Source organism: Sporolactobacillus sp. CQH2019 (genome assembly GCF_028765345.1).
Classification (GTDB): Bacteria; Bacillota; Bacilli; order Bacillales; family Sporolactobacillaceae; genus Sporolactobacillus.
The window spans coordinates 28,121-53,485 of the sequence record NZ_JARAJZ010000015.1 but is presented as its reverse complement, the minus strand read 5'-3'; the positions used below and the strand labels follow the sequence as shown (position 1 = coordinate 53,485).

20 protein-coding genes and 1 pseudogene are annotated in these 25,365 nt (G+C 51.3%); 11 read left to right on the top strand and 10 right to left on the bottom strand.

The window, feature by feature from the left end; genetic code table 11:
* Positions 1–123 precede the first annotated feature (123 nt).
* The 4 genes from OYT88_RS17720 to OYT88_RS17705 all read left to right on the top strand — a co-directional run bounded on the left by OYT88_RS17720 (position 124) and on the right by OYT88_RS17705 (position 5,896).
* Positions 124–810: a VIT1/CCC1 transporter family protein gene (locus tag OYT88_RS17720; protein WP_274401691.1), complete on the top strand. Its 687-nt coding sequence runs from the start codon at positions 124–126 to the stop codon at positions 808–810.
* A 1,056-nt stretch (positions 811–1,866) separates the two neighbouring features.
* Positions 1,867–3,603 carry an adenine deaminase gene (gene ade / locus OYT88_RS17715; protein ID WP_274401690.1) on the top strand — a complete coding sequence of 579 codons (1,737 nt, stop codon included), beginning with the start codon at positions 1,867–1,869 and terminating at the stop codon, positions 3,601–3,603.
* Positions 3,604–3,633: 30 nt separating this feature from the next.
* A complete protein-coding gene (locus OYT88_RS17710; protein WP_274401689.1) occupies positions 3,634–5,025 on the top strand; it encodes an RsmB/NOP family class I SAM-dependent RNA methyltransferase in 1,392 nt (463 codons plus the stop codon).
* A gap of 13 nt (positions 5,026–5,038) precedes the next feature.
* Positions 5,039–5,896 (top strand): S66 peptidase family protein, encoded by an 858-nt coding sequence (locus tag OYT88_RS17705; protein ID WP_274401688.1) that lies wholly within the window; start codon positions 5,039–5,041, stop codon positions 5,894–5,896.
* 90 nt (positions 5,897–5,986) lie between these two features.
* On the opposite strand, the gene hypB is transcribed toward OYT88_RS17705, so the two are convergent.
* Entirely contained in the window at positions 5,987–6,667 is a 681-nt protein-coding gene (hypB, locus tag OYT88_RS17700; RefSeq protein WP_274401687.1) for a hydrogenase nickel incorporation protein HypB, read from the bottom strand.
* A gap of 160 nt (positions 6,668–6,827) precedes the next feature.
* Here hypB and OYT88_RS17695 point away from each other — a divergent pair, with 160 nt between their 5' ends.
* Positions 6,828–7,262: a DUF3842 family protein gene (locus OYT88_RS17695; protein WP_274401686.1), complete on the top strand. Its 435-nt coding sequence runs from the start codon at positions 6,828–6,830 to the stop codon at positions 7,260–7,262.
* Between the two features lie 48 nt (positions 7,263–7,310).
* On the opposite strand, the gene OYT88_RS17690 is transcribed toward OYT88_RS17695, so the two are convergent.
* Entirely contained in the window at positions 7,311–8,027 is a 717-nt protein-coding gene (locus OYT88_RS17690; RefSeq protein ID WP_274401685.1) for a gamma carbonic anhydrase family protein, read from the bottom strand.
* A 42-nt stretch (positions 8,028–8,069) separates the two neighbouring features.
* Between OYT88_RS17690 and OYT88_RS17685 the strand changes: the two genes are divergently transcribed.
* On the top strand, positions 8,070–8,885 hold the full coding sequence (locus tag OYT88_RS17685; protein WP_274401684.1) for an arginase: 816 nt from the start codon (positions 8,070–8,072) through the stop codon (positions 8,883–8,885).
* Positions 8,886–9,041: 156 nt separating this feature from the next.
* Here OYT88_RS17685 and OYT88_RS17680 read toward each other — a convergent pair whose 3' ends face one another.
* Positions 9,042–9,551, bottom strand: coding sequence for a type 1 glutamine amidotransferase domain-containing protein (locus OYT88_RS17680; protein ID WP_274401683.1), 510 nt, complete (start codon positions 9,549–9,551; stop codon positions 9,042–9,044).
* A gap of 371 nt (positions 9,552–9,922) precedes the next feature.
* Between OYT88_RS17680 and OYT88_RS17675 the strand changes: the two genes are divergently transcribed.
* On the top strand, positions 9,923–10,687 hold the full coding sequence (locus tag OYT88_RS17675) for a MerR family transcriptional regulator (protein WP_274401682.1): 765 nt from the start codon (positions 9,923–9,925) through the stop codon (positions 10,685–10,687).
* Between the two features lie 222 nt (positions 10,688–10,909).
* Here OYT88_RS17675 and OYT88_RS17670 read toward each other — a convergent pair whose 3' ends face one another.
* The 6 genes and pseudogenes from OYT88_RS17670 to OYT88_RS17645 form a co-directional block, all read right to left on the bottom strand.
* A complete protein-coding gene (locus OYT88_RS17670) occupies positions 10,910–11,200 on the bottom strand; it encodes a hypothetical protein (RefSeq protein ID WP_274401681.1) in 291 nt (96 codons plus the stop codon).
* A complete protein-coding gene (locus OYT88_RS17665; RefSeq protein WP_274401680.1) occupies positions 11,197–11,526 on the bottom strand; it encodes a hypothetical protein in 330 nt (109 codons plus the stop codon). The genes OYT88_RS17670 and OYT88_RS17665 overlap by 4 nt, the downstream gene beginning before the upstream one ends.
* 389 nt (positions 11,527–11,915) lie before the next feature.
* Entirely contained in the window at positions 11,916–12,290 is a 375-nt protein-coding gene (locus OYT88_RS17660; protein WP_274401679.1) for a DnaJ family domain-containing protein, read from the bottom strand.
* Positions 12,291–12,306: 16 nt separating this feature from the next.
* Positions 12,307–13,863 carry an FAD-dependent oxidoreductase gene (locus OYT88_RS17655; protein ID WP_274401678.1) on the bottom strand — a complete coding sequence of 519 codons (1,557 nt, stop codon included), beginning with the start codon at positions 13,861–13,863 and terminating at the stop codon, positions 12,307–12,309.
* Positions 13,864–14,020: 157 nt separating this feature from the next.
* Positions 14,021–14,826, bottom strand: a pseudogene (locus OYT88_RS17650) (class I SAM-dependent methyltransferase).
* Between the two features lie 730 nt (positions 14,827–15,556).
* Positions 15,557–16,540, bottom strand: coding sequence for a Gfo/Idh/MocA family protein (locus tag OYT88_RS17645; protein WP_274401677.1), 984 nt, complete (start codon positions 16,538–16,540; stop codon positions 15,557–15,559).
* A 408-nt stretch (positions 16,541–16,948) separates the two neighbouring features.
* Between OYT88_RS17645 and OYT88_RS17640 the strand changes: the two genes are divergently transcribed.
* The 4 genes from OYT88_RS17640 to OYT88_RS17625 all read left to right on the top strand — a co-directional run bounded on the left by OYT88_RS17640 (position 16,949) and on the right by OYT88_RS17625 (position 24,191).
* Complete coding sequence (locus tag OYT88_RS17640) at positions 16,949–18,244, top strand: O-antigen ligase family protein (protein ID WP_274401676.1); 1,296 nt, start codon at positions 16,949–16,951, stop codon at positions 18,242–18,244.
* 130 nt (positions 18,245–18,374) lie between these two features.
* Positions 18,375–19,196: a pyrroline-5-carboxylate reductase gene (gene proC / locus OYT88_RS17635; RefSeq protein ID WP_274401675.1), complete on the top strand. Its 822-nt coding sequence runs from the start codon at positions 18,375–18,377 to the stop codon at positions 19,194–19,196.
* A gap of 458 nt (positions 19,197–19,654) precedes the next feature.
* Positions 19,655–23,371, top strand: a complete 3,717-nt coding sequence (locus OYT88_RS17630; RefSeq protein ID WP_274401674.1) for a GH92 family glycosyl hydrolase — start codon at positions 19,655–19,657, stop codon at positions 23,369–23,371.
* A 310-nt stretch (positions 23,372–23,681) separates the two neighbouring features.
* The gene (locus tag OYT88_RS17625) at positions 23,682–24,191 is read left to right on the top strand and encodes a GNAT family N-acetyltransferase (protein ID WP_274401673.1); all 510 of its coding nucleotides are present in this window, start codon (positions 23,682–23,684) and stop codon (positions 24,189–24,191) included.
* A gap of 215 nt (positions 24,192–24,406) precedes the next feature.
* Here the strand turns inward: OYT88_RS17625 and murB are convergent, their stop codons facing one another.
* Positions 24,407–25,339: a UDP-N-acetylmuramate dehydrogenase gene (murB, locus tag OYT88_RS17620; protein ID WP_274401672.1), complete on the bottom strand. Its 933-nt coding sequence runs from the start codon at positions 25,337–25,339 to the stop codon at positions 24,407–24,409.
* Positions 25,340–25,365 lie beyond the last annotated feature (26 nt).

Here is a 25,365-nt window from a genome sequence, read left to right as displayed (position 1 = left end):
TCATCCCAACGGATGGCAGCATGTCGCGTATTAGGGGTCATGACGATGATTACTATTTTCAATTAGCGCTTATTATTTTCGTTTTCTCAGACTGTTCACTTAAATGAAAAGAGGTTGTCAATTTTGGAAGAACAAGTAACGAGCGGAATGAATCAGAAACTGAATGTGCTTCGGGCGGGCGTTCTGGGAGCGAACGACGGGATCGTCTCGACCGCCGGGATCGTGATCGGCGTCGCAGGGGCGACGACAAACACGCTGACACTGGTTATTTCCGGCCTGGCCGGTCTCGTTTCCGGGGCCCTGTCGATGGGCGGCGGCGAATATGTTTCTGTCAGCACGCAGAAAGATTCGGAAAAGGCGGTAATCGCCAGGGAGCAGGCCGAGCTCAAGGATGATTATGAAGGCGAAATCAGCGAACTTGCGAAAATATACGAAAATAACGGCCTGTCTGAAGAGCTGGCTAAAAAAGTCGCCGTCGAACTGATGAGCAAGGACGCCCTTAAAGCCCATGCCGATGCAGAACTGGGCGTCAATCCGGCCGATTATGTCAATCCGTGGCACGCGGCCTTCTCTTCGATGATCTCATTCACCATCGGAGCCATTCTGCCTTTTCTCTGTATCGCATTGATCCCCGGCTCGTTCCGTGTGCCGTTCACGGTAATCGCCGTATTGATCGCACTGGCGCTGACCGGATTGATCAGCGCAAAGCTGGGCGGCGCTCCGCGCTGGCCGGCGATCGCCCGGAATGTCCTCGTCGGCGCACTGACGATGGTGGTTACTTACACGGTCGGCCAGTTCTTTCATGCGTAAATCGGAATCAATTGAAAGTCACGCGCGGTTTCCCCACGGAAACCGCGTTTTTTTTCCGGAATTTTAATTTTCAACAAACACGCGACCCGCCGTATGAATCGATGAATAAGAAGATTTTCGGCCAGTTAGCAACTGTTTTCGGTCGGCACGCCTAGTTTATCGACCGGCAGGTGCAGTTTATCGGTCGGCGCACGCTGCTTTTCGGTCATCACAGGCAATTTATCGGTCAGCACGGGTTTTATCGGTCGACGTAGACAGGTTTTCGGTCGGCATACGTTGCTTTTCGGTCGCTACGGGGAAGTTTTCGGTCATCGCACGCTGCTTTTCGGTCATCGCAGGCAATTTATCGGTCAGCACGGGTTTTATCGGCNGCACGGGTTTTATCGGTCGACGTAGACAGGTTTTCGGTCGGCATACGTTGCTTTTCGGTCGCTACGGGGAAGTTTTCGGTCATCGCACGCTGCTTTTCGGTCATCGCAGGCAATTTATCGGTCAGCACGGGTTTTATCGGTCGACGTAGACAGGTTTTCGGTCGGCGCACGTTGCTTTTCGGTCGCTACGGGGAAGTTTTCGGTCATCGCACGCTGCTTTTCGGTCATCGCAGGCAATTTATCGGCCGGCACGGGTTTTATCGGCCGACGTAGACAGGTTTTCGGTCGGCATACGCTGCTTTTCGGTCATCGCAGGCAATTTATCGGTCGGCACGGGTTTTATCGGCCGTCGCACCTAGTTTAGCGACCGTTGCGAAAGTTTAGCAATTGCGGACACGTTCTCCGTTTATCGAGAGATTGACGGTCCCAAGGAAAGTCGATTATCATCTGCCGGTCCGGCAGGAAAATGAGCTAGAGAGATACTCACATTGAATATTTTACCGGACGGCCGGCATAATGAATCAGGCATAAATCTGAATGAATCAGACAGGCGTCTGTTGTGAGGAAAACTCTCTGTCCCCCGCAGCGGACGCCCTTTTTCCCGATTGTCGATTTTCAGCTATAATAATCATAATGATCTATAATGGAAAAATAGATGTTATCGGATTCCGAGAGGGGTATAGTTATGGAAACAGAAAGAAAGAATCTGATCGGACGTATCCGCACGGCTTCCGGAAAAGAGCCGGCGGATCTCGTGATCAAAAACGGAAAAATCGTTGACGTCTTCAGCGGCGGACTGATCGAAGCGGATGTCGCCGTCAGCGGAGGCATGATCGTCGGCCTCGGGACATATGAGGGGAAAAAGACACTGGATGCGGCGGGAAAAATCATCAGCCCGTCGCTGATCGATGCGCACGTGCACATCGAATCGTCGCTTTTAACGCCGGGCGCGTTTGCCGCTGTACTGGCGGCGCACGGAGTCACTTCGGCAATTATCGATCCGCATGAAATCGCCAACGTTCTCGGCACGAACGGCATCCGCTTCATGCTTCAGCGGGCAGCGGACAGCCAAATCGACATCTATGTCATGCTGCCTTCGTCCGTACCGGCCGCCTCGTTTGAACATAATGGTGCGACGCTTCATGCATCGGACCTCGAGCCGCTTTTTAAAAATGAACGTGTATTCGGGCTCGCGGAAGTAATGGACTTCCCGGCTGTGCTCAATGCCGATCCGGTCATGATCGACAAACTGCTGATGACCCGGAAGCATACATGGCGGATCGATGGACACGGCGCCGGACTCGACGCAAGAGGAATCAATGTATACAGGACGGCAGGAATCCGCACCGATCATGAATGTGTCACGATCGATGAAGCAAAGGAACGCCTGTCGCGCGGCATGTACATCATGATCCGTCAAGGCACCGTGGCCAAGGATCTTCCTCAGCTGATCGGTCTAGTCAATGAGACCAACAGCCGGCGCTTCCTGTTCTGCACCGATGATAAATACTGCGACGATCTGATCAAGGAAGGCAGCGTCGATCACAATGTCCGCATGGCGATCCGCAGCGGTCTGGATCCGGTCACCTGTATCAAAATGGCGTCGCTCAATCCGGCGGAATGTTACGGAATGACGACGAAAGGCGCGATTGCACCGGGTTATGAAGCCGATTTTCTGCTGCTTGACGACCTCGAACAGTTCTCAATCAATCAGGTTTATATTCGCGGAGAACTCGTTGCCGAGGGCGGACGAATTTTCTCCGAAGAAAGTGGCACCCGGACGCAGCCTGAGCCGCATCCGCTGATTTTACCGGAGCTGACGCCTGAACGGCTCGCTTTGAAAATCGGTCCGTCCCGCAAGGCACATGTGATCGGCATCATCCCGAACAGTCTCGTCACTGAAGACCGTGTCGAGGAGGTTCCGGTCCGAAACGGTGCATTCAGCTTCTCGGAAAAGAAGGATTTTCTTAAACTCGCGGTCATTGAGCGTCATAAGGGGCTCGGAACGGTCGGTCTTGCAATCGTCAGCGGATTCGGATTAAAAACAGGGGCCATCGCCACGACGATTGCGCACGATTCACATAATCTCGTCGTTGCCGGCTGCAGCGACGAGGACATGATCGCCGCCGTGCAGCGGCTCAAGGACATTCAGGGCGGCATGGTCGTCGTGAACGGCGGAAAAGTGAGCGCAGAGCTGGCCCTGCCGATTGCCGGGCTGATGACCGACGCTCCGGCTGCAGAGGTCGCAGAGAAGCAGAAAGAACTGCGCGAGGCAGCGGCGGCGCTGGGCGCAGCGGATTCGTTCAATCCTTTTCTGACCCTATCGTTTCTCAGCCTCCCTGTCATTCCGGATTTGAAACTGACCGACACAGGGCTGTTTGATGTGCGTGCGTTCAGACATATTTCCGTATCGGCTGATTAACCGGCGCAACGGATAAGGAGGTGGGCTTTTTTGTCATTGCCCGAAGCTTTTATTCAAAAAATGACCGATCTGATGGGGAGCAGCGAATCCGCCGACTTTTTCCTGAGTTACAGGCAGCAGCGGGCATTCGGCCTGCGGGTCAATTCTCTGAAAATCACTCCGGAAACTTTGGCGAAGCAATCCGGTTTTCATTTGAAATCCATCCCCTTCTGCCCGTCCGGCTTTTACTACGAAGAAACAGACAAGCCGGGAAAACATCCGTACCATCAGGCTGGTCTCTATTACATTCAGGAACCGAGCGCGATGTTTGTTGCGGAACAGATCGGCGCGCGACCCGGAGAAAAGGTGCTCGATCTGTGCGCTGCTCCGGGGGGCAAGTCGGCGCAGATTGCGGCAGCCATGAATAATGAAGGATTGCTTGTAGCCAATGAGGTTTATCCGAAAAGGGCCCGGGCATTATCGGAAAATATCGAGCGCATGGGGATAACGAATACACTCGTCACAAACGAAACACCTGAACGGCTGGCCGATTATTTCCCGGGCTATTTCAATAGAATTCTTGTTGATGCGCCCTGCTCGGGGGAAGGCATGTTCCGGAAAGACCCGCAGGCTGTGCACTACTGGAGTACCGCCCATGTTCGGAAATGCGCGGCGCTGCAGTCAAAGATTCTTGATTATGCGTATCGGATGCTGGCAGCAGGCGGTATACTCGTTTATTCAACCTGTACTTTTTCGCCTGAAGAAAATGAACAAATGATCGACGGCCTGCTGGCCAAATATCCCGATCTGGAACTCCTGCCTGTCGAGAAAAAGAACGGGATTGAGAACGGAAGGCCGGAATGGACGGAATCTCAGAATTCGCTGATCGGCCGGACGGCCCGCCTTTGGCCGCATCGCCTGGCCGGAGAAGGCCATTTTGCGGCCAAACTGCAGAAATATGAAACCGTACAAACGGTACAGAAAGGCCGGACGGCGAAATCCGCCAAAGAAACGTTGCTGAAAGATTACCGGCTGTTCGAGAGCGAAGCGCTTGCCGAAAAGCTGAATGGCATTTTTTTCTTTGCGGGAAAACAGCTTTTCCTGCTGCCCGGCGGCTGCCCGGATTTGGACGGGCTGAACGTAATCCGCGCGGGATTGCATCTCGGCGAGCAGAAGAAGAAGCGGTTTGAACCGAACCACGCGCTCGCGCTGGCTCTGCCGGCTCAGGCTTTTCGATCGACAATTGCCATGACTTCGAAAAATGGAGATTGGGAAGCCTACCTGCGCGGAGAAACATTGCCTGCCCCGGCCGGGTTCAAAGGCTGGGCGGCCGTACTGATCGACGGCTTTCCGTTGGGCTGGGTCAAAGCCGCAGGCGGGCTGCTAAAAAATTATTATCCGAAAGGATTGCGGCAGAGAGCGCTGAATCATGAAAACAGATAAGGAGCGACCATTGATGACGTTGTTGCAGAAAGGAGATTCGGTCGGTCTGATCTCCTGCTCGGACGGGCTTTTTCCTGAAGAGAGGGCGAAGATTGAAAAGATTGAACGGGTGCTCGGCGCTGCCGGGCTGCAGACAAGAAGAGCGCATACCCTTTTCCGAAGGACAGGAACGCCCTTCAGCGGCACACCCGAAGAACGTGCTTCGGAACTTATGCGTCTTTTTTCCGATAATGCAATTCGAGCGATCTTCGACGTCTCCGGCGGCGACAGTGCCAATCAGATTCTGCCCTATCTCGATTTTGCCAGAATCCGCCGGGCGGATACGCCGTTTGTCGGCATCAGCGACCTGTCCGTTATTAATAACGCTGTTTTCGCATGCAGCGGAGCGGCCGCCTGGCATTACCGGATCAAGAATCTGGCCGGGCCTTTTGCCGAGCAGCAAAAACGGATTTTCCGCGAAACATTCTTAGCATCCGCTCCTTCACCCGCTTTTGATTATCACTGGCTGCGCGGCAGTGGAATGGCCGGCGTAACAATTGGCGGCAATATCCGTTGCTTTCTGAAACTGGCCGGTACGGACTATTTTCCCGATCCCGCGGGCAAGATCATTTTTCTCGAGGCGCTGGGCGGCGGACCCGCGCGCATTGCTTCGCTGCTCGCTCAGTTAGATCAGCTTTCCGTCTTTCGTTCATGCGCCGGAGTTCTGCTCGGAACATTTACCGCTATGGAAGCCGGGAAACAAACGCCGGCTATCGAGCGGCTTGTTCTCGGCATCACGGAAAAATACGGGCTGCCGGTAGCCAAAACGGAACAGCTTGGCCACGGTGAAGATGCACGCTGCCTGCCGATCGGCAAAATGATTTCATTATGAATGAGGCTGCCGTGGAAACGTACAAAGCCGCGAAAACCGATTTTTATCAAAGATAAAAACCGTCTTCGCGGCTTTGTTATTAGGAGCAGATTATCGTGCCTGAGCGTTTTTTTCACCCAGTTTTCCGACAATTCTTTTTTCAATGTCCTTGTAGAGGGCATCGATACCTTCATTTGCTTCGCAGGACGTCCGGTAAACTTTCGCTTCGCCGTTCAGAGCGCGGACATCCCCTTCCAGCTCCCGATCATTAAAATCGAAAAAGCGCTTCATATCGAACTTATTCAAGACGACGATATCGGCTTTAGAGAAAAGCAGGGGATATTTTACGACTTTATCATCCCCTTCAGGAATACTGACCATTGCCAGTTTGGCGTCCTCGCCGACCTCAAACTCAGCCGGGCACACCAGATTGCCGACGTTTTCAATAAAAAGCACATCGATGTCGTCAAGATCAAAATAGCCGAGCATTTTCTTCATCGACATCGCCTCGATGTGGCAAGCGCCGTTGGTATTCAGCTGAACAACGGGAACGCCCAAACTATCCAGTTTCTCGGCATCGATCTGACCGGCAATATCGCCTTCGATCACGGCCACATGGTAATTGGGCTGCAATTTTTCAATCAGCTTAATGATCAGGCTCGTTTTTCCGGCACCGGGAGCCGACATGATATTAATCGCAAATATCTTTTTCCCGCTCAGGATATCTTTGACCTCATTGCTGCAGTCTTCATTCCATTCCAACAATTGCTTAACCACTTTGATCGTGTTCATTTTTCCATACCCCCGGTACTCCTTAATGGATTTTTTATTAAGAATACTTCCTTTAGGAAATAAATTGTTTCCTATTATATAATCTAATTATATAATAATTAGCTGTCGGCAGCTTAAAAAATTATGACGCTTTTTTGCACAGGTAGGCGAGCATCGAGACATGAAAATAGCTGTATTCGACGGTCAGGGCGCAGGGCTCGGACAAACCGTCGTAAAAAAATTGCGTCAGGCCTTCCCCCATGGTCTGTACATTGTCGCATTGGGAACAAATACTTTCGCCACAACGAAAATGGTCCGGGCCGGTTCCGATATCGGCATCAGCGGCGAAAGAGGCTTCTGCTCCTTTTGCAGGCGCGAATCGATTGATTGCATTATCGCTCCGATCGGAATCATTCAGCCGGGCTCTATCCAGGGGGAAATTACAGGAAATATGGTGCGTTCTTTTTCAAATCTTACGTGCAAAAAATTTCTGCTCCCTCTGCATCATCCGAACATCAGCATCCCGTGTACTGCGGACGTGCCGATCAAGGATTATATTGACGCCATTGTGAAAGAAATCAAGTGCCGGATGCAAAGTAACCGTCATCCGCAGTGAGCGGAGGCCGGATCACGTGCCGACCTATGGGACGCCGGGAAATCTTTTTTATTCGCCGGTGCGGTTCTGATTGATCCCCAGGTCCATATAACGTTTCGCCTGCTCTATATAATGGGCCGCATCATACTTCAGATAGGCGACATTGGCATCCGTCAGTTTGCGCCGCTTTTGAGCGGGAACCCCGGTGACCAGCACGCCGGCTTCAACAACCTGGTTTTGCAGAACAAGAGATCCGGCGGCGACCAGGGCCCCTTTTTTGATGACAGCGCCGTTAAGGATGGTCGAGCCCATGCCGATCAGCGCCCCGTCCTCAACCGTGCAGCCGTGCAGCGTGACATTGTGGCCGATTGTCACATTCCGGCCTACTTTCACCGGGTGGTGTGTGTCAGTATGGACAATCGTACCGTCCTGGATGTTTGATCCTTCGCCGATGAAGATCCCCGCCACGTCGCCCCGCAGGACCGCATTGAACCAGACCGATGAACCGGCCGCCAGCTCAACCTGCCCGATAACCTGCGCTCCGGGCGCTATAAAGACATCGGGAGCAATTTTCGGAAATTGTTTGCCGTAAGGATACATCTTACCCCTCCTTTTTTTGTTAACGTTTTCATCATAATCTATGCTGATAAAATGATCTATTTTTTTGCCGCGGATTCTTTCCCTGGCCTGTCTGTGCAGAGCGCCGGCAGGAGAGATTGCTGAATCCGCTTTTTCTTTATTTTGAAAAGCGTTAAAATATTCAGTGTAAACGAATTCATTCCCCATGACAGAAACCTGCGGGACTGAACCGGGCAGGAGGTGAACAGGATGGTCATGCTGCACGATCAAGTCGTATTTCTCAACTTTGACGGATCTTACGAGCATCAGAAAGAACTGACAGCATCTATTCATCATCAGTGGATCGATTTCAGCAATCTGCGCGAAACAAGCCTTTATTGTTCCCCGCGCGCCTTCCGGATCATCTGCGACAGGCTCGCACTCATCCCTGATAAGGGGCTCGCGTTTCTCGGCAGCGGCAACTATCATTATGCCGCACTGGCTCTGATGCGGGAAATCGTCCATCCGTTTACTCTGGTGCTCTTTGATCACCATACCGATCTCAGCAAGGGACAGATCGGGCCGCTTCTTTCCTGCAGTTCATGGGTTTATCATGCTCTGGCCGCTGTTCCCCGCCTGAAAAAAGTCATTATAATCGGCCCCGATCCGCTTTCCGTCCGATCCGCTTCTTCAATGATCAGGCGGAAAGTGATTGTTTTCCCCGAAAATCGGATTCCGCCGGGAGAGCGGATCGCTTCCGTTATTCCGACGAAAGCCATTCAGATCAGCATCGACAAAGATATTCTTTCTCCCCGCTTTGTAAAAACAAACTGGGACCAGGGAAAGCTTTCCATTGGCCAACTTTGTCAATCTATTAAAGAGCTCTTATCAATAAAAGAAGTCGAAGAGATCGACGTCTGCGGTGAATGGCCGATAAAACCGCATGAGCATCTCAATCGGACAACCCTGCGGCGGCTGCAGATAAATGAACAATGCAATCTGGACATAGCCCGGATTTTTCTTCAGTCATTGAACAGCCATCCGCAAAATCGGACAGAGGCATTGCGTACCCATTCCGATGGCTGAAGCCGGGAAACGACAGACTGCGGAAAGGACGTCTCTTCGGCGGACGGGCACAGTTTCGATATCGATACAGCTGCAAAAGTTTCAGACCGGATTTTTTCTAAAAAAAACCGCCGTTCTTCGCGAACAGCGGCTTCGGCCTGCTATCGATCCGGATCTTCAGGCGAGAGCTTTCAGACTTTCACGATTAAAGGCCGGAATATCATCAGGTGTACGGCTTGTCACCAGATTGTGACAAACAACGACTTCTTCGTCATGATACTTGGCACCGGCGTTTTTCAGATCCACGGCAATCGATTTGTAGCCGGTCACATTGCGGTCCTTCAGCGTTTCCGCGGTGATCAGCAGCTGCGGCCCGTGGCAGATTGCAAAGACGCTCTTGTCGGCATCCATAAACGCCTTCGCAAAAGCAACAAAACGGCTGTCGCCTCTCAGATTGTCCGGCGAGTAGCCGCCGGCGATCAGCAATGCGTCGAAATCTTCCGGCCTGACGTCGTCGATCGACGCATCCGCCGTCACCTTCGTCCCATGTTTTCCGATGATCGTCGCACCTTTTTCCGTTCCGATGACCGTGACAGTATGTCCGGCTTTCTTATAAGCATCGGCCGGAGCGGTGAATTCCACATCTTCAAAGTCATTTGCAAGTACTGCAGCAACTTTTTTTGCCATAGAGAAATCCTCCTTAATTGTAGCTGGAATGCGGACTCGCCCGTTGCCGGCCAATATGTTCCGCCGGCTACCGCAGGCAGGTCCTCCCGCCCAATGAAGCGAATTTGCCTTTCTGACTCCATCTTTATTTTATGGAACGAGCCGAAAAATAGCAAACATCCCGCCTTAAACCGGACGTGGCGCAGACAGCTTTTGTCCGTGCCGGAAAAAATCGGAAGACAAAAGGATTGCCGCACGTTTGGACATGCACTCGCAGCGGGAAAATGCACGATCCGCATTGCCGGCTTAAACGGCAGAAATTTATTTAATGAAAAAGTCTTGAGCTTGACGCAACGTCATGGTGTAGCATAAAAAACGTCGGGGGCGATTGCATGAACTACACTGTCAAACAGCTTGGCGATCTGGCCGGTGTCAGTGCACGGACACTGCGTTTCTATGATCAGATCGATCTGTTGAAACCGGGAAAAATCAACGATTCGGGATACCGTATCTACAGCCGCGAACAGGTCGACCTTCTCCAGCAGATACTTTTCTATCGTGAGCTTGGTTTCAGCCTGAAAGATATCCGTCATATTCTTTCCGCACCCGATTTTGATATCGATTCTGCTCTGGCGGAACAGTATCACAAATTATTGAAAGAAAGAGAACGTTTGAATAGGCTGATCGCGACAGTCGAAAAAACGTTGTCCGCTAAAAAAGGAGAGATCACAATGACCGACCGGGAGAAATTTGAAGGATTTAAGAAAGATCTGATCGATCGGAACGAAGAACAATTTGGAAGAGAAATCCGGGAAAAATATGGGGCTGAGACGGTCGAGGAATCCTACAAAAAGTTCGGCAGTCTGAGCAAAGAGGACTATGATCGGACCGTCAGGATTCAGGAGGAGATGTTTACCGAACTGGAGGCAGCCATGAAAGCCGCTGATCCGCACGGCGCAGCGGCCCAGCGCGCAGCGGCTCTGCACAAGCAATGGCTCGGCTACTTCTGGACTTCCTATACCAAAGAAGCTCACGCGGGACTTGTCCGGATGTACGTCGATGATCCGCGCTTTACAGAACACTATGACAGCCGGCTCGGCAAGGGCGGGGCAAAAATGCTGCGCGACGCGGTTCTCATTTATACGGGACTTAAATAAACGGAAAACAGGCAGGAAACGCGGATGCCGTCCCTGCCTGTTTTCCGTTCTGCCGGATTAAAGCATGTGCGGCCGTCAAAAGGTTCCGTGCGGAAGCGATCCCGTTGCGGCGATTCACGCTTGTTCCAATGCTTATTGTTCTTATATCGAGCGAAACCGAATGCGGATTAAAAAGAGCGGGGTTCATCCGCTCTTTTTTGGTATTATAAAATAATATGAGTATCACCTTAACTCATTTTCCTGCTGAGCCGTCCAATAATGATCGATTTTTCCTGAGACCGTCAATCTCTCGAAAGACGAAAAACGTTTCCGCAATCCATAAAATTCCGCGGCGACTGATAAACCGGGTGCAATGACCGAAAGCCCTGTGCCGATCGTTAAATCCACGGCGCTGACCGATAAACCGGATTCGACGACCGATAAAATCGCGGTATTGACCGATAAACCGGATTCGGCGACCGATAAAATCGCGGTATTGACCGATAAATCGGACACGCCGACCGATAAACTCACGGCATTGACCGAAAGCCCGGGCGTCGATCGTTAAATCCACTCCGTCGACCGATAAACCGGATTCGGCGACCGATAAAATCGCGGTATTGACCGATAAATCGGGCACACTGACCGATAAACTCCTGACCATGACCGAAAGCCCAAGCGCCGATCGTTAAATCCACGGCGCTGACCGATAAAACGGATTCGGCGACCGATAAAATCGCGGCATTGACCGATAAATCGGACACGCAGACCGATAAACTCCCGACATTGACCGAAAGCCTGGGCGCCGTCGTTAAACCCACTCCGTCGACCGATAAAATTCCGGCCGCGGGCTGATCCATCCATCAGAGACGATTTTCTGTTCTGATTATCCGCACTTATTGCTTACGGTCCGTTTATTGCCGATTCTTTGGCCGTTACTGTTGATTTTCCGCACGTTGCTGTCGCTATTCTGCTTTTATACCGCATTTCCCGGCGATTTCCACCACAATTTACCGAAATACGCAGGCAGCCGGCCGAAAAAGATCGGCTGTTTTCGCCATGCAACGCCTGTCCGCGCATGATACCGATCTTTTTCAGAGAAACAAAATCGCCATTCGTATGAACATTCAGAGAAACAGACCGGCGTCCGTGCCAAGTGATCGCTTTTCAGAAGAAGAAGAGTTCACGTCACTTTCACGCCGCGCTAGGAGCCGGCTGAACCTAAAGGCTACCAATCGGCACGTTTTCTTTACATATGCAGCCGGCTGAACATTCTATTCCGATAATTGCGGAACGTTTGCGATGTGCGGACGGATCTCTTTTCCATCAGCTGATTGAATTTCAGTCTCTTGATCCGCAGCTCGCCGCTGAGGCGCCGCCGTTCCGGTTCGTCCCCGCAGCAGCGGATCAGTTCGTTCAACGTAACGATCTCTTTTCTCAACTGCAGTTCCTCAGGCAGATAACCGGCATTTTTCAACATTTTATAGCCGACACGCAAATCTTCCGGAACCGCCGATAAATCTTCGTACTTAAGCGGCCGGCCCTGCCCCTCCAGGTTGTCGAAAGCTCCCGACTTCAGCCCTTCCTGAATCTTCTCTTCCGCCAGAATATCAATAATACTCAAGTGAACAACACCTCTTTTACACCTGTCTCGTGTCGCCGTCGGTCCGCTTCTCCGCGTAAAGCTGCTTCAGGGGCTTCTTCGCCGGACCGTCAATCAGTTCCCCGGTTGCCTTGAAGCGCGATCCGTGGCATGGGCAGTCCCATGTCCGCTCACCTTGGTTCCAGTTTACCTCACACCCCATGTGCGGGCAAGTCGTATCAACGACCGTCAGCCGACCGTTCTTATCTTTATAGGCACCGGCACGTTTCCCGTTTAAAGAGATGACGGCGCCTTCGTCAGCGTCCAGATCTTCAATCGACGTCGATGCTTTGGCCAGCTTTCCGCTGATCAGGTGGCCAGCTACTTGACTATTTTCAATGAAAAAGCGCTTGATCATCGGATCGGCGGCAAAGCGCGACGGGCTGAAAACTGCGCCGTATGGATTGGTGCGCTCCAGAAGCTGATCTGCAAGCAGCCTCGCGGCAAGTATTCCCGTCGTCATCCCCCATTTTCTGAAACCTGCCGCTACATAAATATGAGGCTTTCCAGCCGACAGTCTTCCGATATACGGTACCTTGTCAAGAGTCGTGTAGTCCTGAGCCGACCAGCGGCAAACGATTGAGTCCGTCCCGAAAACCTGTTCGGCAAACGCGGCCAGATTCTGAAAGTGAGCGGCCGTGTTCTCACCGCGGCCGGTTCGGTGATTCTCGCCGCCGACGAGCACGAGCGAACGCCCGTCCAGAGTCAGGCTCCTGATCGAACGTTTCGGCTCTTCTGCGCTGAGGTACATGCCTTCAGGTGACTGATCTGTCTCGACAGCCATCAGATAAGAACGCTCAGGATACATTCTCGAAAAGTAGAAGGCCTTATCATAAAAGGGAAAATGGGAACAGATTAATACTTCCCGGCAATGAATCCGCGGCCCTTTTTCGGTATGGACGACACAGGACGGCTCTTCCTCAATATTCACCGCCAGTGTCTGTTCATAGATCGGGACATCCATTTTAACGAGTTCCGAGATCAAAAAATGAAGAAACATCAGCGGATGGAACTGCGCCTGCTCCGGCATGGTCAGGGCTCTTTTAACTTGGAGCGGCAGCCCGATCGAATCGGAAAGGCTTCCCGGAATGCCCAGTTTCCGATAGGCTTCAGCCTCTTTTTCAATCTCTTCAGCTTTCCGGGCGGACGTTGCATAAACGAGGGCCGGCCGTTTTTGAAAGCCGCAGCGAACATCCTGTTCCCGGACGATCCGGCCGATCCAATCGAGCGCCTCCCGGTTAGCCTGATAATAAAGTTTCGCTTTTTCCACGCCAAAATGCCCGATCAGTTCATTGTAAATCAAACCATGCTGAGCCGTCACCTTCGCCGTCGTATATCCGGTTGTTCCGCTGCAGAGCTGCGCTGCTTCGATCAGGGCGACTTTCATCCCCTCTTTCGCCAGTAAATAGGCCGCTGCAATTCCGGAAATTCCGCCGCCGACGATCGCCGTCTCGGTCTGAATGTCCTCTTCCAGAGGCTTGAATGTGGGAAAATGTACCGAGTCCCGCCATACCGAACGAGTTTCTTCAGAAAAAGAAACCTTTTTTTGATCCATGATGTTCAGTCCTTCGCTATGATTGATTTTTTTTCATTTTCTCCAATTCAGCGAAGGGTATGCGGGACTCGCAGGCAGCCGGAAATAACTGCTATGATGAACGGAAATGATCTTCTGCCCGATTTGCTGTTTTTAAAATATCTGCTGATAATGACATTTATTGTTTCAGCGCCTGAATCGTCGAAGAGACAATATACTTTTCAATGCCCGCTCCCGGCATCCATTCTTTAATAAATGATTTAGATTCGTCTTTCGGTTTAATCTCGATCTGCGAAAACCCGCTTTGTTCCAGCATGGACTGCAGATCTTTGATTGAAGAGGCACCGGAAATACATCCTGAATAAGAAACATCCAGATCGTTTTTAATATCCGGCGGTAATTCCGCAGTCAGGACAATGTCGGAGACGGCCAGGCGGCCGCCCTTCTTCAGTACGCGGAAAGCTTCACGGAACACCTGCTGCTTGTCCGGAGACAGGTTAATCACGCAATTGGAAAGAATGACATCAATGGAGCGGTCTGCAACCGGCAGATATTCAATTTCCCCGAGCCGGAATTCCACATGGGGAAAATCGCCTGCAGAAGCGTTCCGGCGCGCCTTGCTGATCATTTCCGGGGTCATATCGACGCCGATCACACGGCCCTTTGCGCCGACCTGACGTGCCGCCAGAAAGCAATCGAACCCGGCACCGCTCCCAAGATCGAGTACATGTTCCCCCGGCTTCAGCGAAGCAATCGCCTGCGGGTTTCCGCAGCCCAATCCTAAATTGGCGCCCGCCGGAACCGAAGACAGTTCAGCAGCCGAATAGCCAGTTTTTCCGACACGCCGTCATGATCGGCCGGAGTGCTGCCGCAGCCGGCGCCCTGTGAACAGCAGCCAGCTGCGGCCGAGATATCCTGGAGAGCGATCTGTCTGTATCGGTTTCGGACGTTTTGTCTGATTTGATCATTTGAAACAGTGTTCATACATGCAAACCCCTTTACCAAAATTTTTAATTTGACTTGCGACAGGCTGATAAACCGCGCAATGCCGAATTTTGAAAAACTGCCTGTGCCCTTTTTCGTATTGCCCTTTTATGGCAACCTGATTTCGATCTTTCCGACAGGTCGCCGTTTTCCGAAATCTGCCGGGGAGGTACCCGAATGATCGCCGTCAAGCAGGCGGGCGGATCCTCCTTCAAGCGAAAGTAGACCCACATTCTCTGGATGACGCCGGTCCAACTCATTTTTTCAGGTGCGGTTAATGGCCGACTGTGATAAATCGAAAAATTCGCAGATACATATCTCTCCCGACTGAACAGGCGAGTATCGTAAGCCGTCTCCTGTCGCCAATAACCTCCAATGGTGAAGAAATTTCTTCAATCCCGGTCTCCTTATTCATATATTCATCATTGTTTATATAACAATATAATTATATTAAGACAATGTTATATATAACGCAAACAAAAATGCCATTTTAATTTGAACCATTGTTTTGAAAAGGGAGCGCCCCTCCATGTATTAAAAAAGGGAACAGGAGGGACCGCTCATTTTCTCCCGTTTCCAATGCAGCCGCCGAGCGTTTTTATTTTTGCCTGATCGGCTGTTTCAGTCTGAAGCAATACAAAAAAGGCATCGTAATTGATGCCTTTTTTGTAATATGAGCATAATTTTTTCTTCAGCCTTTGACACCCCGGCGCTCCATAACTGAATCGGCTCACCGGTCGTTTGGGAAAATGATTCCGTTTTGCTTGCGGACGGTTTCCATCACGCGAAGCACTTCACGGCTCAGGTTTTTCAAATGCAGATAATCCGATGTGCGTCCGTTTTCGATGATATCGGCAAAACGGTTGATTTCATAAAATTTGTCGTTGTCCGACGGATTTGAAGCGACGGTTTCCGTTTCTTTCGTATGCGCATCCTGCCATTCCAGCCGGGAAATGTCGGACGAACTGTTGATGCTGAATGTCCCTTTTTCGCCGTGAATCTGCGAAGGCACACCCGAGTGGGCGATCTTTGAGCAAAGAATCGTGCAGACAAACCCCTCATACCGCAAAACGAGTGTGCCGCTGCCGTCGATGCCGCTTGACAGCTTGACCGGGTAATAAGCCGCGTCTTCCGGAGCGCCAAATAGCGCAACAGCAACATACAGCGGATAAACGCCCAGATCCTCCAGCGCGCCGCCGGCAAATTGAGGAGAGAAAACATTTGTGATTTTTCCCTCGAGAAACTGATCGTATCGGGAAGAATACTGGATCAGCTGCAGGACCGCAGAACGGATTTTGCCCGCTCTCGGCAGCTCCTCCTTCAGCCGGGCAAACACCGGTGTCTGAATGTTGCGGATTGCTTCAAACAGGAAAACATGATTTTTTTCCGCCAATTCAAATGCCTCGGCAAACTCTTTCCCAGTCGCAAAGATCGGTTTTTCACAGATCACGTGCTTGCCTGCGCCGAGCAGCACTTTCACCTGTTCAAAATGCAGACTGTTCGGCGAAGCCACATAAACGACATCGATATCGCTGCTTTCCGCCAGTTTTTCAATTGATGTAAACCATTTTTTCCCATGATGTGTTTCAGTAAATGTCTGTGCTTTTTCCTCTGTCCGCGAATAGGCGCCCTCAAAGGTCAGCCTTCCGCTTTTCTCAACGGCATTGAGAAATGAATCGGTAATTTTGCTCGTTCCGATCGTTGCCAGTTTCATCATGATCGCCTCCAACATAGTGCAAACCTTGTCCTTTTTATTATAGCCGTTATTTGTGATGCCGGCAGTTTTTTCGCTGCATGCCGTTCTCATAAAAAATTCCGATTGATGATTCTTGACCGTTCTTTTTATATTATATAGGGAAGTACAAAATTTTATCGGATAAGCAGCCGCTGTCCGCCACGAGGCCGTCCCGACCTCCGCAGGCTGTGCCAAGGGTTTGGCAATCCGGGCTTTCCATGATATCCTTTATTAGCTTGAAGCAGCTTCTCGGCAACCGCATCCGTCTTTACAAATAATTTACAGATGTATAAATTTACACACAAATCTCCTTTATCCGCAGATTACTGTATAGAATATAAGGAATGGACTTGAGTGTATCATGCCATTTTCGGGGGAATTTACAAGATGAACGGGATTAAAATCATCAGAAATCAGCCTCTTATGATCGGCTTTATATTGCTATATATTCTTCCGCCTCTGGGAATAGCCTGGCTCGCCGCTCTCGGCGCCGTGGAGTGGACGGATAGGGTCAGAAAAAGGCGCCCTCTGCCGAAGGATGCCATCAGCATTTTGTTTATGCTGATAGCATTGGCTTCCGTCGGCGCCGCTCTCAGCACTCTCCGGATTTTCTATCTGCTGTCGACACTGATGATCCTGGGCTACATGGGCGTCTATCTTTATTACTTGCATCATCACGAATTTCTGCAGATAAGGCAGTATGTCTGGATTACGATTTTCGGCGGGGTTTATCTTTACCTATCTGATAAATTTTTCCACCTTTTCTCCGACCATTCGCTGGTTGGACAGGGAGTCGCCCTGATGACCGGACATCTGCTGTTAGGTTTCACCAGAGAAAACCGGCTTTACGGATCGGCTTATAATCCTAATTATGCGTGTTATTTGCTCATTCTCGCGCTGGCGTTCCTTCTCGTTGAACTGCTACGTGCCATCGGGCGGAACAATTACAGGACGGGGGCACTCTGCCTGGTTCTGCTCCCAATACTCGGCCTGGCAGTTTATGACACGGGATCGCGGGCCGGCTTTATCATTATGCTGCTGCTGCTGCTGCTTTTTCTGGCCAAGCTGGATAAGCGCCTGTTTTTTGCCGCATCAGGGGGCATCGTCCTACTGTCTCCGCTCATTTTCAGGTTTATGCCCCGTTCGGAGAACACGAGCTCGTCACTCGGCGATCGCCTGACTATCTGGAAGAACAGTCTTCATATTTTTTTTGAACAGCCGCTTTTCGGCACAACACCCCTGGGATTTCCCATTCAATATTTCAATCTGACGGGACGCATGGTATCGCACGCGCACGATCTTTTTCTCTCCATTTTTGACTCTTCAGGCGTGTTTGTCGGCCTGTTCTTTACTGCCATTATGTTATTCAGCGGATACCTGTTGTTTCAATGTCTGAGAAGCGATAAAAAAAATCGATATGCGGTCAATCTGTTTCTCTTTTCACTTCCGACGATTATCGCTTACGGAATTATGGATTTTACACTTTCATCGCCGCAGGTTATGCTTATTGTGCTGGCACTGGTCGCCGGCTGGAGCCGCTACACGTCGCAGATGCGTGCGTTCACAAATTTTCGCAGCGCCGATCGAAAGGTGGCCTCTATACATTATTCCGGAGTGCAGATCGATCAACAGCAGCAGAAAAGAGAAGCCGATCTGATTCATTCACTGACCGACCGCCCATAAGAAACGGTTGCGCTTCCCCGGTTTCAGAGCCGGTTTTCACATAAAAGTTATAAATAACGATGATCGCTCTTATCAACCGGGTATTTCCAAGCTATAATAGATGTAATTGACCTTATTGGGGGATCGACCGATGCTTAACAAAATTACATTTATCGGCGCAGGTGAATTGGCGGAATCCCTGTTAAAGGGCTTTCTGAACAAGAATCTTATCCGTGCCGATCGTGTCTGGATCAATAACCATTCCAGCATAGATCGTCTTAACTATCTCGAACGCGTGTATCACGTGCACGTGACTCAGGACAAGCCTGCTGCACTGGAGCAGGCCGAAGTGGTTATTCTTGCATTCCGCCCGGGCGATACAAAGGAAGCTCTGATCTCAATGAAGGATTTCCTTCAGACGGATCAGCTGGTCCTTTCGCTGATGGTCGGGGTTCCTTCTGCTTATATCGTTTCCGTTGCTGGAAAGAATCTGCCGATCGTCCGTGTCATGCCGAATACATCCGCTTCGATAGGGCTCTCGGCTACCGGTATGGCTGCCGGTGAATTCGTTTCCCGCGAACAGATGGATCTTGCGGTAAAATTGTTTGAAACGGTCGGTACGGCAACCGTCGTCAGAGAATCGGATATTGATGTAATCGCGGGCTTATCGGGAAGCGGACCCGCTTATCTTTATTATCTTGCCGAAGCGATGAAAGAGGCCGGTATCCGTGAGGGAATTTCCGCCGAAGCCTCCGCTCAGCTCGTTCTGCAGACTTTGAACGGTGCCGTTGCCCTGCTGAACCGTTCCGGAAAAACGGCGGGCGATCTGCTCAAGGCCGTGGCTACACCGGGGGGAACGACGCAGGCAGGTATCGACACTCTGAATAGATATCAGACCCGGGAAGCGATCATCGAATGCGTGCATCAGGCCATTGCCCGTGCCGGCGAGATGAGCAGGCCTTTTTCCAAGTAACAGCTGTCGGAAGATGTGACAGCAGAGACATTTTTATTATTTTTCCTGATTGAAAAGAAATTGTGTTAGATTTTATGACATGAATGTTGAATGCTTGCATCGGGGCGTCTATGATAAATGAGTAAGCTTTAACACACCTTCTGTTGCAGTTAACCCTTAAGTTAAGATGTCCGATCTTAATTTAGGAAACCATCATTTACTCGTTTGCGATGGAATGCCGGCAAGCATTTCCACCGCATATTTTTTTTGCTTTTTCGGCGCCTTTTGAACGATTTCAATGAAGACGATCAGGCTGACTGACGGCCGGCTGTTTTCAGGCCGCTGTGTTTTCACTATAATGATTATAGAAAAACATCGGTAAATGATCCGTTTAAAGATCTGACGGCCGGGCTGCTGTTTGTCTTCAGGACAGCTGACGGATAAGTGTCATTTAATGTAATGGAGAGGTGTCCCGTTCTATGAGAACAAAAATTTTCACGATAACGGTTGCAAGCCTGCTTTGCCTCGGCCTGACCGTTCCGCCACTTCCGGCACCTTTCAGCCGGATAGCTAGAGCACAGACGGCTTCGTCCCCCTTTTTCACATCCTTCGAAAAGGGTGATCCTGTGCCCTCCTGGACAAATACGGCAGAAACGGGGAAAAACGGAAAGGTGCTCTCTTCAGGCATCGTTGCTTCGGTCAACGGAAAAACCGTGAAAACAATGCGTACCTCTGTCGGAAACGGACCTGCCGGTCTTTACGCCTCTTCTGACAACGGCGGATGGACAGGCACCCATACACTCACTTATTCCGGTAAAGTCGTCGGGAAAAAAGGCAGTCTGGCTATTAATAAATTGTACATGCTCAATATTCCGGTTAAGGCAGATACGCAGCTTTCCTATTTTATCGCGCCTGTCGCGCCCAAAAACAATCCCGCTTCCGCGGCATCCAGTTATGTTTCCATTGATCTGGCCTTTTCCGACGGCACTTATCTCCACCAGATCAGTCGGGCTGCGGACCAGGACGGCGTCAGAATGACACCGTCGGCCCAGGGGCAGTCCGGAACGCTGATCGCTAATCAATGGAATCAAAAAATTGCCTACATTGGAAAAGTGGCCGCAGGAAAAACGATTACCCGTGTATTGATCGCCTACTCCGCCCCAAAATCAGGCATCTCTTTTCAGGGAGCCGTCGACGATATCCGGATCGGAAGTGCACCTAAAAATACCGCTTCTTCGTCCCCGGCGGACGAGGTAAATATTCTAAGAGGGACGGCCTCAAACTCTGATTTTTCCAGAGGAAATACGGTCCCGGCCGTTGCCGTGCCGAACAGCTTCGCCTTTTGGTCTCCCGCTACCGACAGCAGTTCTTCAGACCGGCCCTATCCGTACAGCGAGAATAACGACCTGCAGAATCTCCCTGAGATTCAGTCCTTTTCGCTCAGCCATTCTCCCAATCTCCAAAGCGGCGACAGACAGTCTCTCCAGGTCATGCCCTCTGATTTTTCGGGAACGCCGAGTGCGAGCAGGCTGAACCGCGGACTCGCGTTCCAGCGTTCTCAGGAGACGGCAAAGCCTTATGATTATAGCGTCACTTTCCTGAACGGTATCAAGGCGGAGATAGCACCCGCCAGCCACTCCGCCGTTTTGCGTTTTACTTTCAAAGGAAAGACGGGAAATCTGATTTTCGATAATCTCGATAATCAGGGCGGACTGACGCTCAGTGCCGACCGGAAATCGATAGAAGGCTATTCCGATGTCAAGGACAGTACAACCGGAAATACGGACCGCCTCTTCTTCTACGCGTCCTTCGACCAACCGGTGATTGATTCCAATCAGTTGTCCGGGCAGGGGCGGGATCATGTTACGGCTTTCTATAAATTTAATACGTCGGGCACTAAAACGGTCACCATGCGCACGGGGTATTCACTGATCAGTGTCGACCAGGCAAAAACGAATCTGAATCTGGAGATCGGCAGCATGTCGTTCGACCAGGTCAGGCAAAACGCGAAGAACGCCTGGAACAGCCTGCTTGGAAAAGTTTCCGTTCAGGGCGCGGACAGCGAACAAAAGACGACCTTATACTCCAGCCTGTACCGCCTTTTCCTCTATCCGAACGCGGGCTTCGAAAATACGGGGACGAACCAGGATCCCGACTATCGCTATGCGGATCTGTCTGCGAGCCTCGCAGGCAAAAATACGGCAAATAAAACCGGAGCCCCGATCAAGGAGGGCCAAATCTATGTGAACAGCAATTTTGCATACAGTGCCCAGACCGTCTGGCCGGCTTACGTACTGCTTGATCCGCAGCTGGCCGGCCGGCTGATCAACGGATTTCTGCAGTATGAGAACAACGGCGGCACAATTTCCCAATCGTCCTCCGCTTCCTTTGCCGATAGTGCTTTCAGTGACGCATACGTCAAAGGCGTTCCGGGTGTCAATCCGGATCAGCTCTACCGGACCCTGCTGACGGAAGCCGCTGCCGGCGTGTCAGGCATTCAGAACCGTCCGCAGCAAAGCAGCGCGCCCTTTACCGGATACACGAACACGGATCAGAAGCAAAGCATCAATTGGACATTATCCGACAGCATCAACGATTTCGCACTCGGCAGTCTGGCTTCCTATCTAGCGCAGCAGTCCGCAGGCGGGTCCTATGCGGACGATAGCGCTTATTACCTGAGCCGGGCGCAGAACTACCTGAACCTCTTCGACCGCAGTACCGGTTCCTTTAACGGAAAGACTGCGGACGGACAGTGGCAAAAAAGCGGGAACGCATCCGATCCGCAATCCTGGAGCAATGATCAGGCCGTCCCGAATATCCTGAATCTTGATTTTAACGTGCCTCAGGACGGTCAGGGGCTGGCCAATCTCTACGGCGGCCGGAGCGGGCTATTGAATCAGCTTGACAAATATTTTTCGGCCGTCCCCGGCTCTGCTTCAGCCGAAAAATATTCTGCGGCCCGGGAAGCCGCTGCCGGCCACAGCGGCATGTTTACCCTGGACAGCCCTTCATCGCCTTCCATTCCCTATATGTATACATTTGCGGGAGCGCCGTGGAAAACTCAGGAGACGGTCCGAAATATCATGAACCATTTCTATTCGGGCGCGAGCATCGGCCAGGGTTATCTCGGAGACGACACTGGCGCCATGCTGTCCGGTTTCTATTTCTTCAGTGCGGCGGGTTTTTACCCGCTTGAGAAGGGTACTCCGGATTATGTGCTTGGCGCGCCCTATTTCAAACAAATGACGATTCACCTCGACAATGGACATGATCTTGTCATCAGCGCGCCTAATGTCAGCAACACGAATCGCTTTGTCCAGAGTGTCACATTCAACGGCCGGCCTTTATCTGCGACTTCCATCTCCCATCAGCTGCTTGCTGGCGGAGGCACGCTGTCCTTTCGCATGGGGCCGAAGCCTTCGAATTGGGGGAGCTCCGAAAGCGAACTGCCGAAATCCTTGACGCCGCTGTCGACCGACGGATCATCTATCTATCCGATGCCCTTGACCGATCTGACCGGAAAATCGGCATCCGACAGCCGGGCTGAAACAACCTCAAGCGACAACAGTTCTCTTGACCCGCTGCTTGATAATCAGTCCGACACGGCGGTTGTCTTCTCAGGCAGTCAGCCATCGGTTATGACCCGCTTCAAGGAGGAGGACCCTAAGGTGAAGATGTACACGCTGACTTCTTCCGCGAGCAGTCTGGCAACAAGCGATCCGAAGAGCTGGATCATGTTCGGTTCCGACGACGGAAGCAATTGGACGATGCTTGACAGCCGCACCAATGAAACATTCGGCTCACGTTCAATGACCCGCTCCTTTTCAATAAAAAACGCGAAGGCCTATCGATTTTATAAGCTGGAGATTACAGAAAAGAGCAGTCAATTACCGCTTGCCATCAGTGAATATCAGCTGCTCGGCTATTCGGACATCGGCAGCAGCTTTGACACGATGCGCCGGCAGCTGATTTCCGAATTTGAAGCAAAAAATCTGTCGGAACCGGATACCGCTGCGCTGTCCTATACGCTGAATCAGGCGCAGACTGCTTACAGGCAAGATAAAATTTCGACGGCCGTCTACTGCCTCCAAGACTATGTCCGGCAGCTCAATGCGCTCGGCGGGGCGAGAGCACAGAATGCACCACATACACTCTCGGCAGATGCACATGCCGTCATCAATCTCTTATCCGAGTGAATTTAAAATTCCGGGGATTTACCGCAGAATGACTGAAAATCAGTATCGTTGAAGATTTTTCCGCTTAACGAATCTCTTTATTGATATAATGATACAGATCACCCCGGTTCAGGAAATCCCTATCAGGGATCTTTCTGAAAGCTTGGCACAAAAATGCAAAAAAGGCTTTGACTGCAGTCAGGGTACAGAATGACGATCATGGCGGCGGACAAACGGGGACACATTCGGCTCCCGGTTACTTCATACACGGTATCGGAACAATTATATCGGATCCGTTCATTCATACTACAGGAAAGTACAGGTGAGTTCTATGCTGGAGAATATTACAATACGTGATGCCTCTGAAGGAGATTTACCGGCTATCGTGGCCATTTATAACTCGACGATCGCGGGGAGGATGGTCACCGCCGATACAACGGAAATCAGTGTCGACGACAGAAAGCCGTGGCTTGAAACACATCTTGCAGACAAAAACCGCCCTCTTTGGGTCGCGGAATTTAACGGAAAAGTCTGCGGATGGCTGAGTCTCGAAACTTTCTACGGCCGCCCGGCATATCAGGCGACGGCGGAAATCAGCGTTTATCTTGATTCGGAATGCCGCGGCAAAGGAATCGGTTCATTCCTGATGCATCAAGTCATCGGCCAGTGTAAAAATTGGGGGGTCAGGACGCTGCTCGCTTTTATCTTTGAACAGAATACGCCAAGTCTCCGTTTATTCCGGCATTTTGAATTTGAGAAATGGGGCCGCCTCCCGAAAGTGGCCGAGCTGGACGGTATGGAAAGAGACCTGTTGATTCTGGGCAGAAGGGTGGCCGAATAACCCGTTCGAAAAGCCATGCCGGAGTCGCCTTAAACGGCATCCATAACGAATTTGTTGAAATAACCGCTCCGTTATCCGGCACGGGAAGTAGGGTTCAAATGAAAAAAGGCATACGGACAGGTTTGACGACAAGGGTCAAAAAGGGCGCACTCAAAACCGGCTTTTCGGTTTTGAGCCGCCCTTTTCAATTTACGGATCTTTTCCTGGTCCGTATTTCACCGGTCCTGCACTTCTCCGCTTTCGCCGATGATTTTGACTTCAGTCTCAAGGTCTACATTGAATTTTGCTTTTACCGTTTTCTGCACATGGCGTATCAAGTTGATATAGTCCGTCGCTGTCCCGTGATCGACATTGACCATGAACCCTGCATGCTTTCTCGAAACTTCCACGCCGCCGATCCGTGTCCCCTGAAGGCCGCAGTCCTGTATCAGCTTCCCGGCAAAATATCCGGGCGGACGTTTGAATACGCTGCCGCAGGAAGGAAATTCAAGCGGCTGCTTCATCCGGCGGAGGCGGGTCAGACGATCCATTTCCGCTTTAATTTCAGGCATGTGCCCCGGGGTGAGGGCAAAGGTCCCTTCCAGAGCAATATAGCCGTTCCTTGAAATGGCGCTGTTGCGATAGCCGAGCCGCAGATCGCTGTGATTCAGCTGAAGCAGCTGCCCTGAGCTGTCGACCGCCACGGCATGATCGAGCACGTCGGCCGTTTCTCCTCCGTATGCACCGGCGTTCATATAAAGAGCGCCTCCGACCGACCCAGGTATGCCGCAGGCGAATTCCATCCCGGTCAGGCCGTGCTTCAGCGCAAAGCGTGAAACATCGATGATCGCCGCACCGCTTTGAGCGATAATATGATGCCCGTCGAGACGGATCGCGTTCAATCGGGTCAGATTAATCACTACCCCCCGTATGCCGCCGTCACGAACAATGACATTCGATCCGTTTCCGAGAACAGTCATGGGGATTCCTTCAGCGGCCGTGTATCTGACTATTCTCTGAACTTCTGCGTAGCTTTCCGGAAGAACAAGGACATCGGCTTCCCCGCCCGTCTTCGTAAACGTATATGCACTGAGCATATCATCATGTTTCACACGGCCTCCATCCTGAACGATTCGCATAAGATCCTGATATACCTTCATTTTATTCATTTCAAATCCTCTGTCATCAATCCGAC

Bases quoted from the DNA above. Each gene is read 5' to 3' on its own strand.
- ade (WP_274401690.1), top strand. From the start codon at position 1,867: ATGGAAACAGAAAGAAAGAATCTGATCGGACGTATCCGCACGGCTTCC.
- OYT88_RS17705 (WP_274401688.1), top strand. From the start codon at position 5,039: ATGACGTTGTTGCAGAAAGGAGATTCGGTCGGTCTGATCTCCTGCTCG.
- hypB (WP_274401687.1), bottom strand. From the start codon at position 6,667: ATGAACACGATCAAAGTGGTTAAGCAATTGTTGGAATGGAATGAAGAC.
- OYT88_RS17695 (WP_274401686.1), top strand. From the start codon at position 6,828: ATGAAAATAGCTGTATTCGACGGTCAGGGCGCAGGGCTCGGACAAACC.
- OYT88_RS17690 (WP_274401685.1), bottom strand. From the start codon at position 8,027: ATGGGGAATGAATTCGTTTACACTGAATATTTTAACGCTTTTCAAAAT.
- OYT88_RS17685 (WP_274401684.1), top strand. From the start codon at position 8,070: ATGGTCATGCTGCACGATCAAGTCGTATTTCTCAACTTTGACGGATCT.
- OYT88_RS17680 (WP_274401683.1), bottom strand. From the start codon at position 9,551: ATGGCAAAAAAAGTTGCTGCAGTACTTGCAAATGACTTTGAAGATGTG.
- OYT88_RS17675 (WP_274401682.1), top strand. From the start codon at position 9,923: ATGAACTACACTGTCAAACAGCTTGGCGATCTGGCCGGTGTCAGTGCA.
- OYT88_RS17665 (WP_274401680.1), bottom strand. From the start codon at position 11,526: ATGGATCAGCCCGCGGCCGGAATTTTATCGGTCGACGGAGTGGGTTTA.
- OYT88_RS17655 (WP_274401678.1), bottom strand. From the start codon at position 13,863: ATGGATCAAAAAAAGGTTTCTTTTTCTGAAGAAACTCGTTCGGTATGG.
- OYT88_RS17645 (WP_274401677.1), bottom strand. From the start codon at position 16,540: ATGAAACTGGCAACGATCGGAACGAGCAAAATTACCGATTCATTTCTC.
- OYT88_RS17640 (WP_274401676.1), top strand. From the start codon at position 16,949: ATGAACGGGATTAAAATCATCAGAAATCAGCCTCTTATGATCGGCTTT.
- proC (WP_274401675.1), top strand. From the start codon at position 18,375: ATGCTTAACAAAATTACATTTATCGGCGCAGGTGAATTGGCGGAATCC.
- OYT88_RS17630 (WP_274401674.1), top strand. From the start codon at position 19,655: ATGAGAACAAAAATTTTCACGATAACGGTTGCAAGCCTGCTTTGCCTC.
- OYT88_RS17625 (WP_274401673.1), top strand. From the start codon at position 23,682: ATGCTGGAGAATATTACAATACGTGATGCCTCTGAAGGAGATTTACCG.
- murB (WP_274401672.1), bottom strand. From the start codon at position 25,339: ATGAATAAAATGAAGGTATATCAGGATCTTATGCGAATCGTTCAGGAT.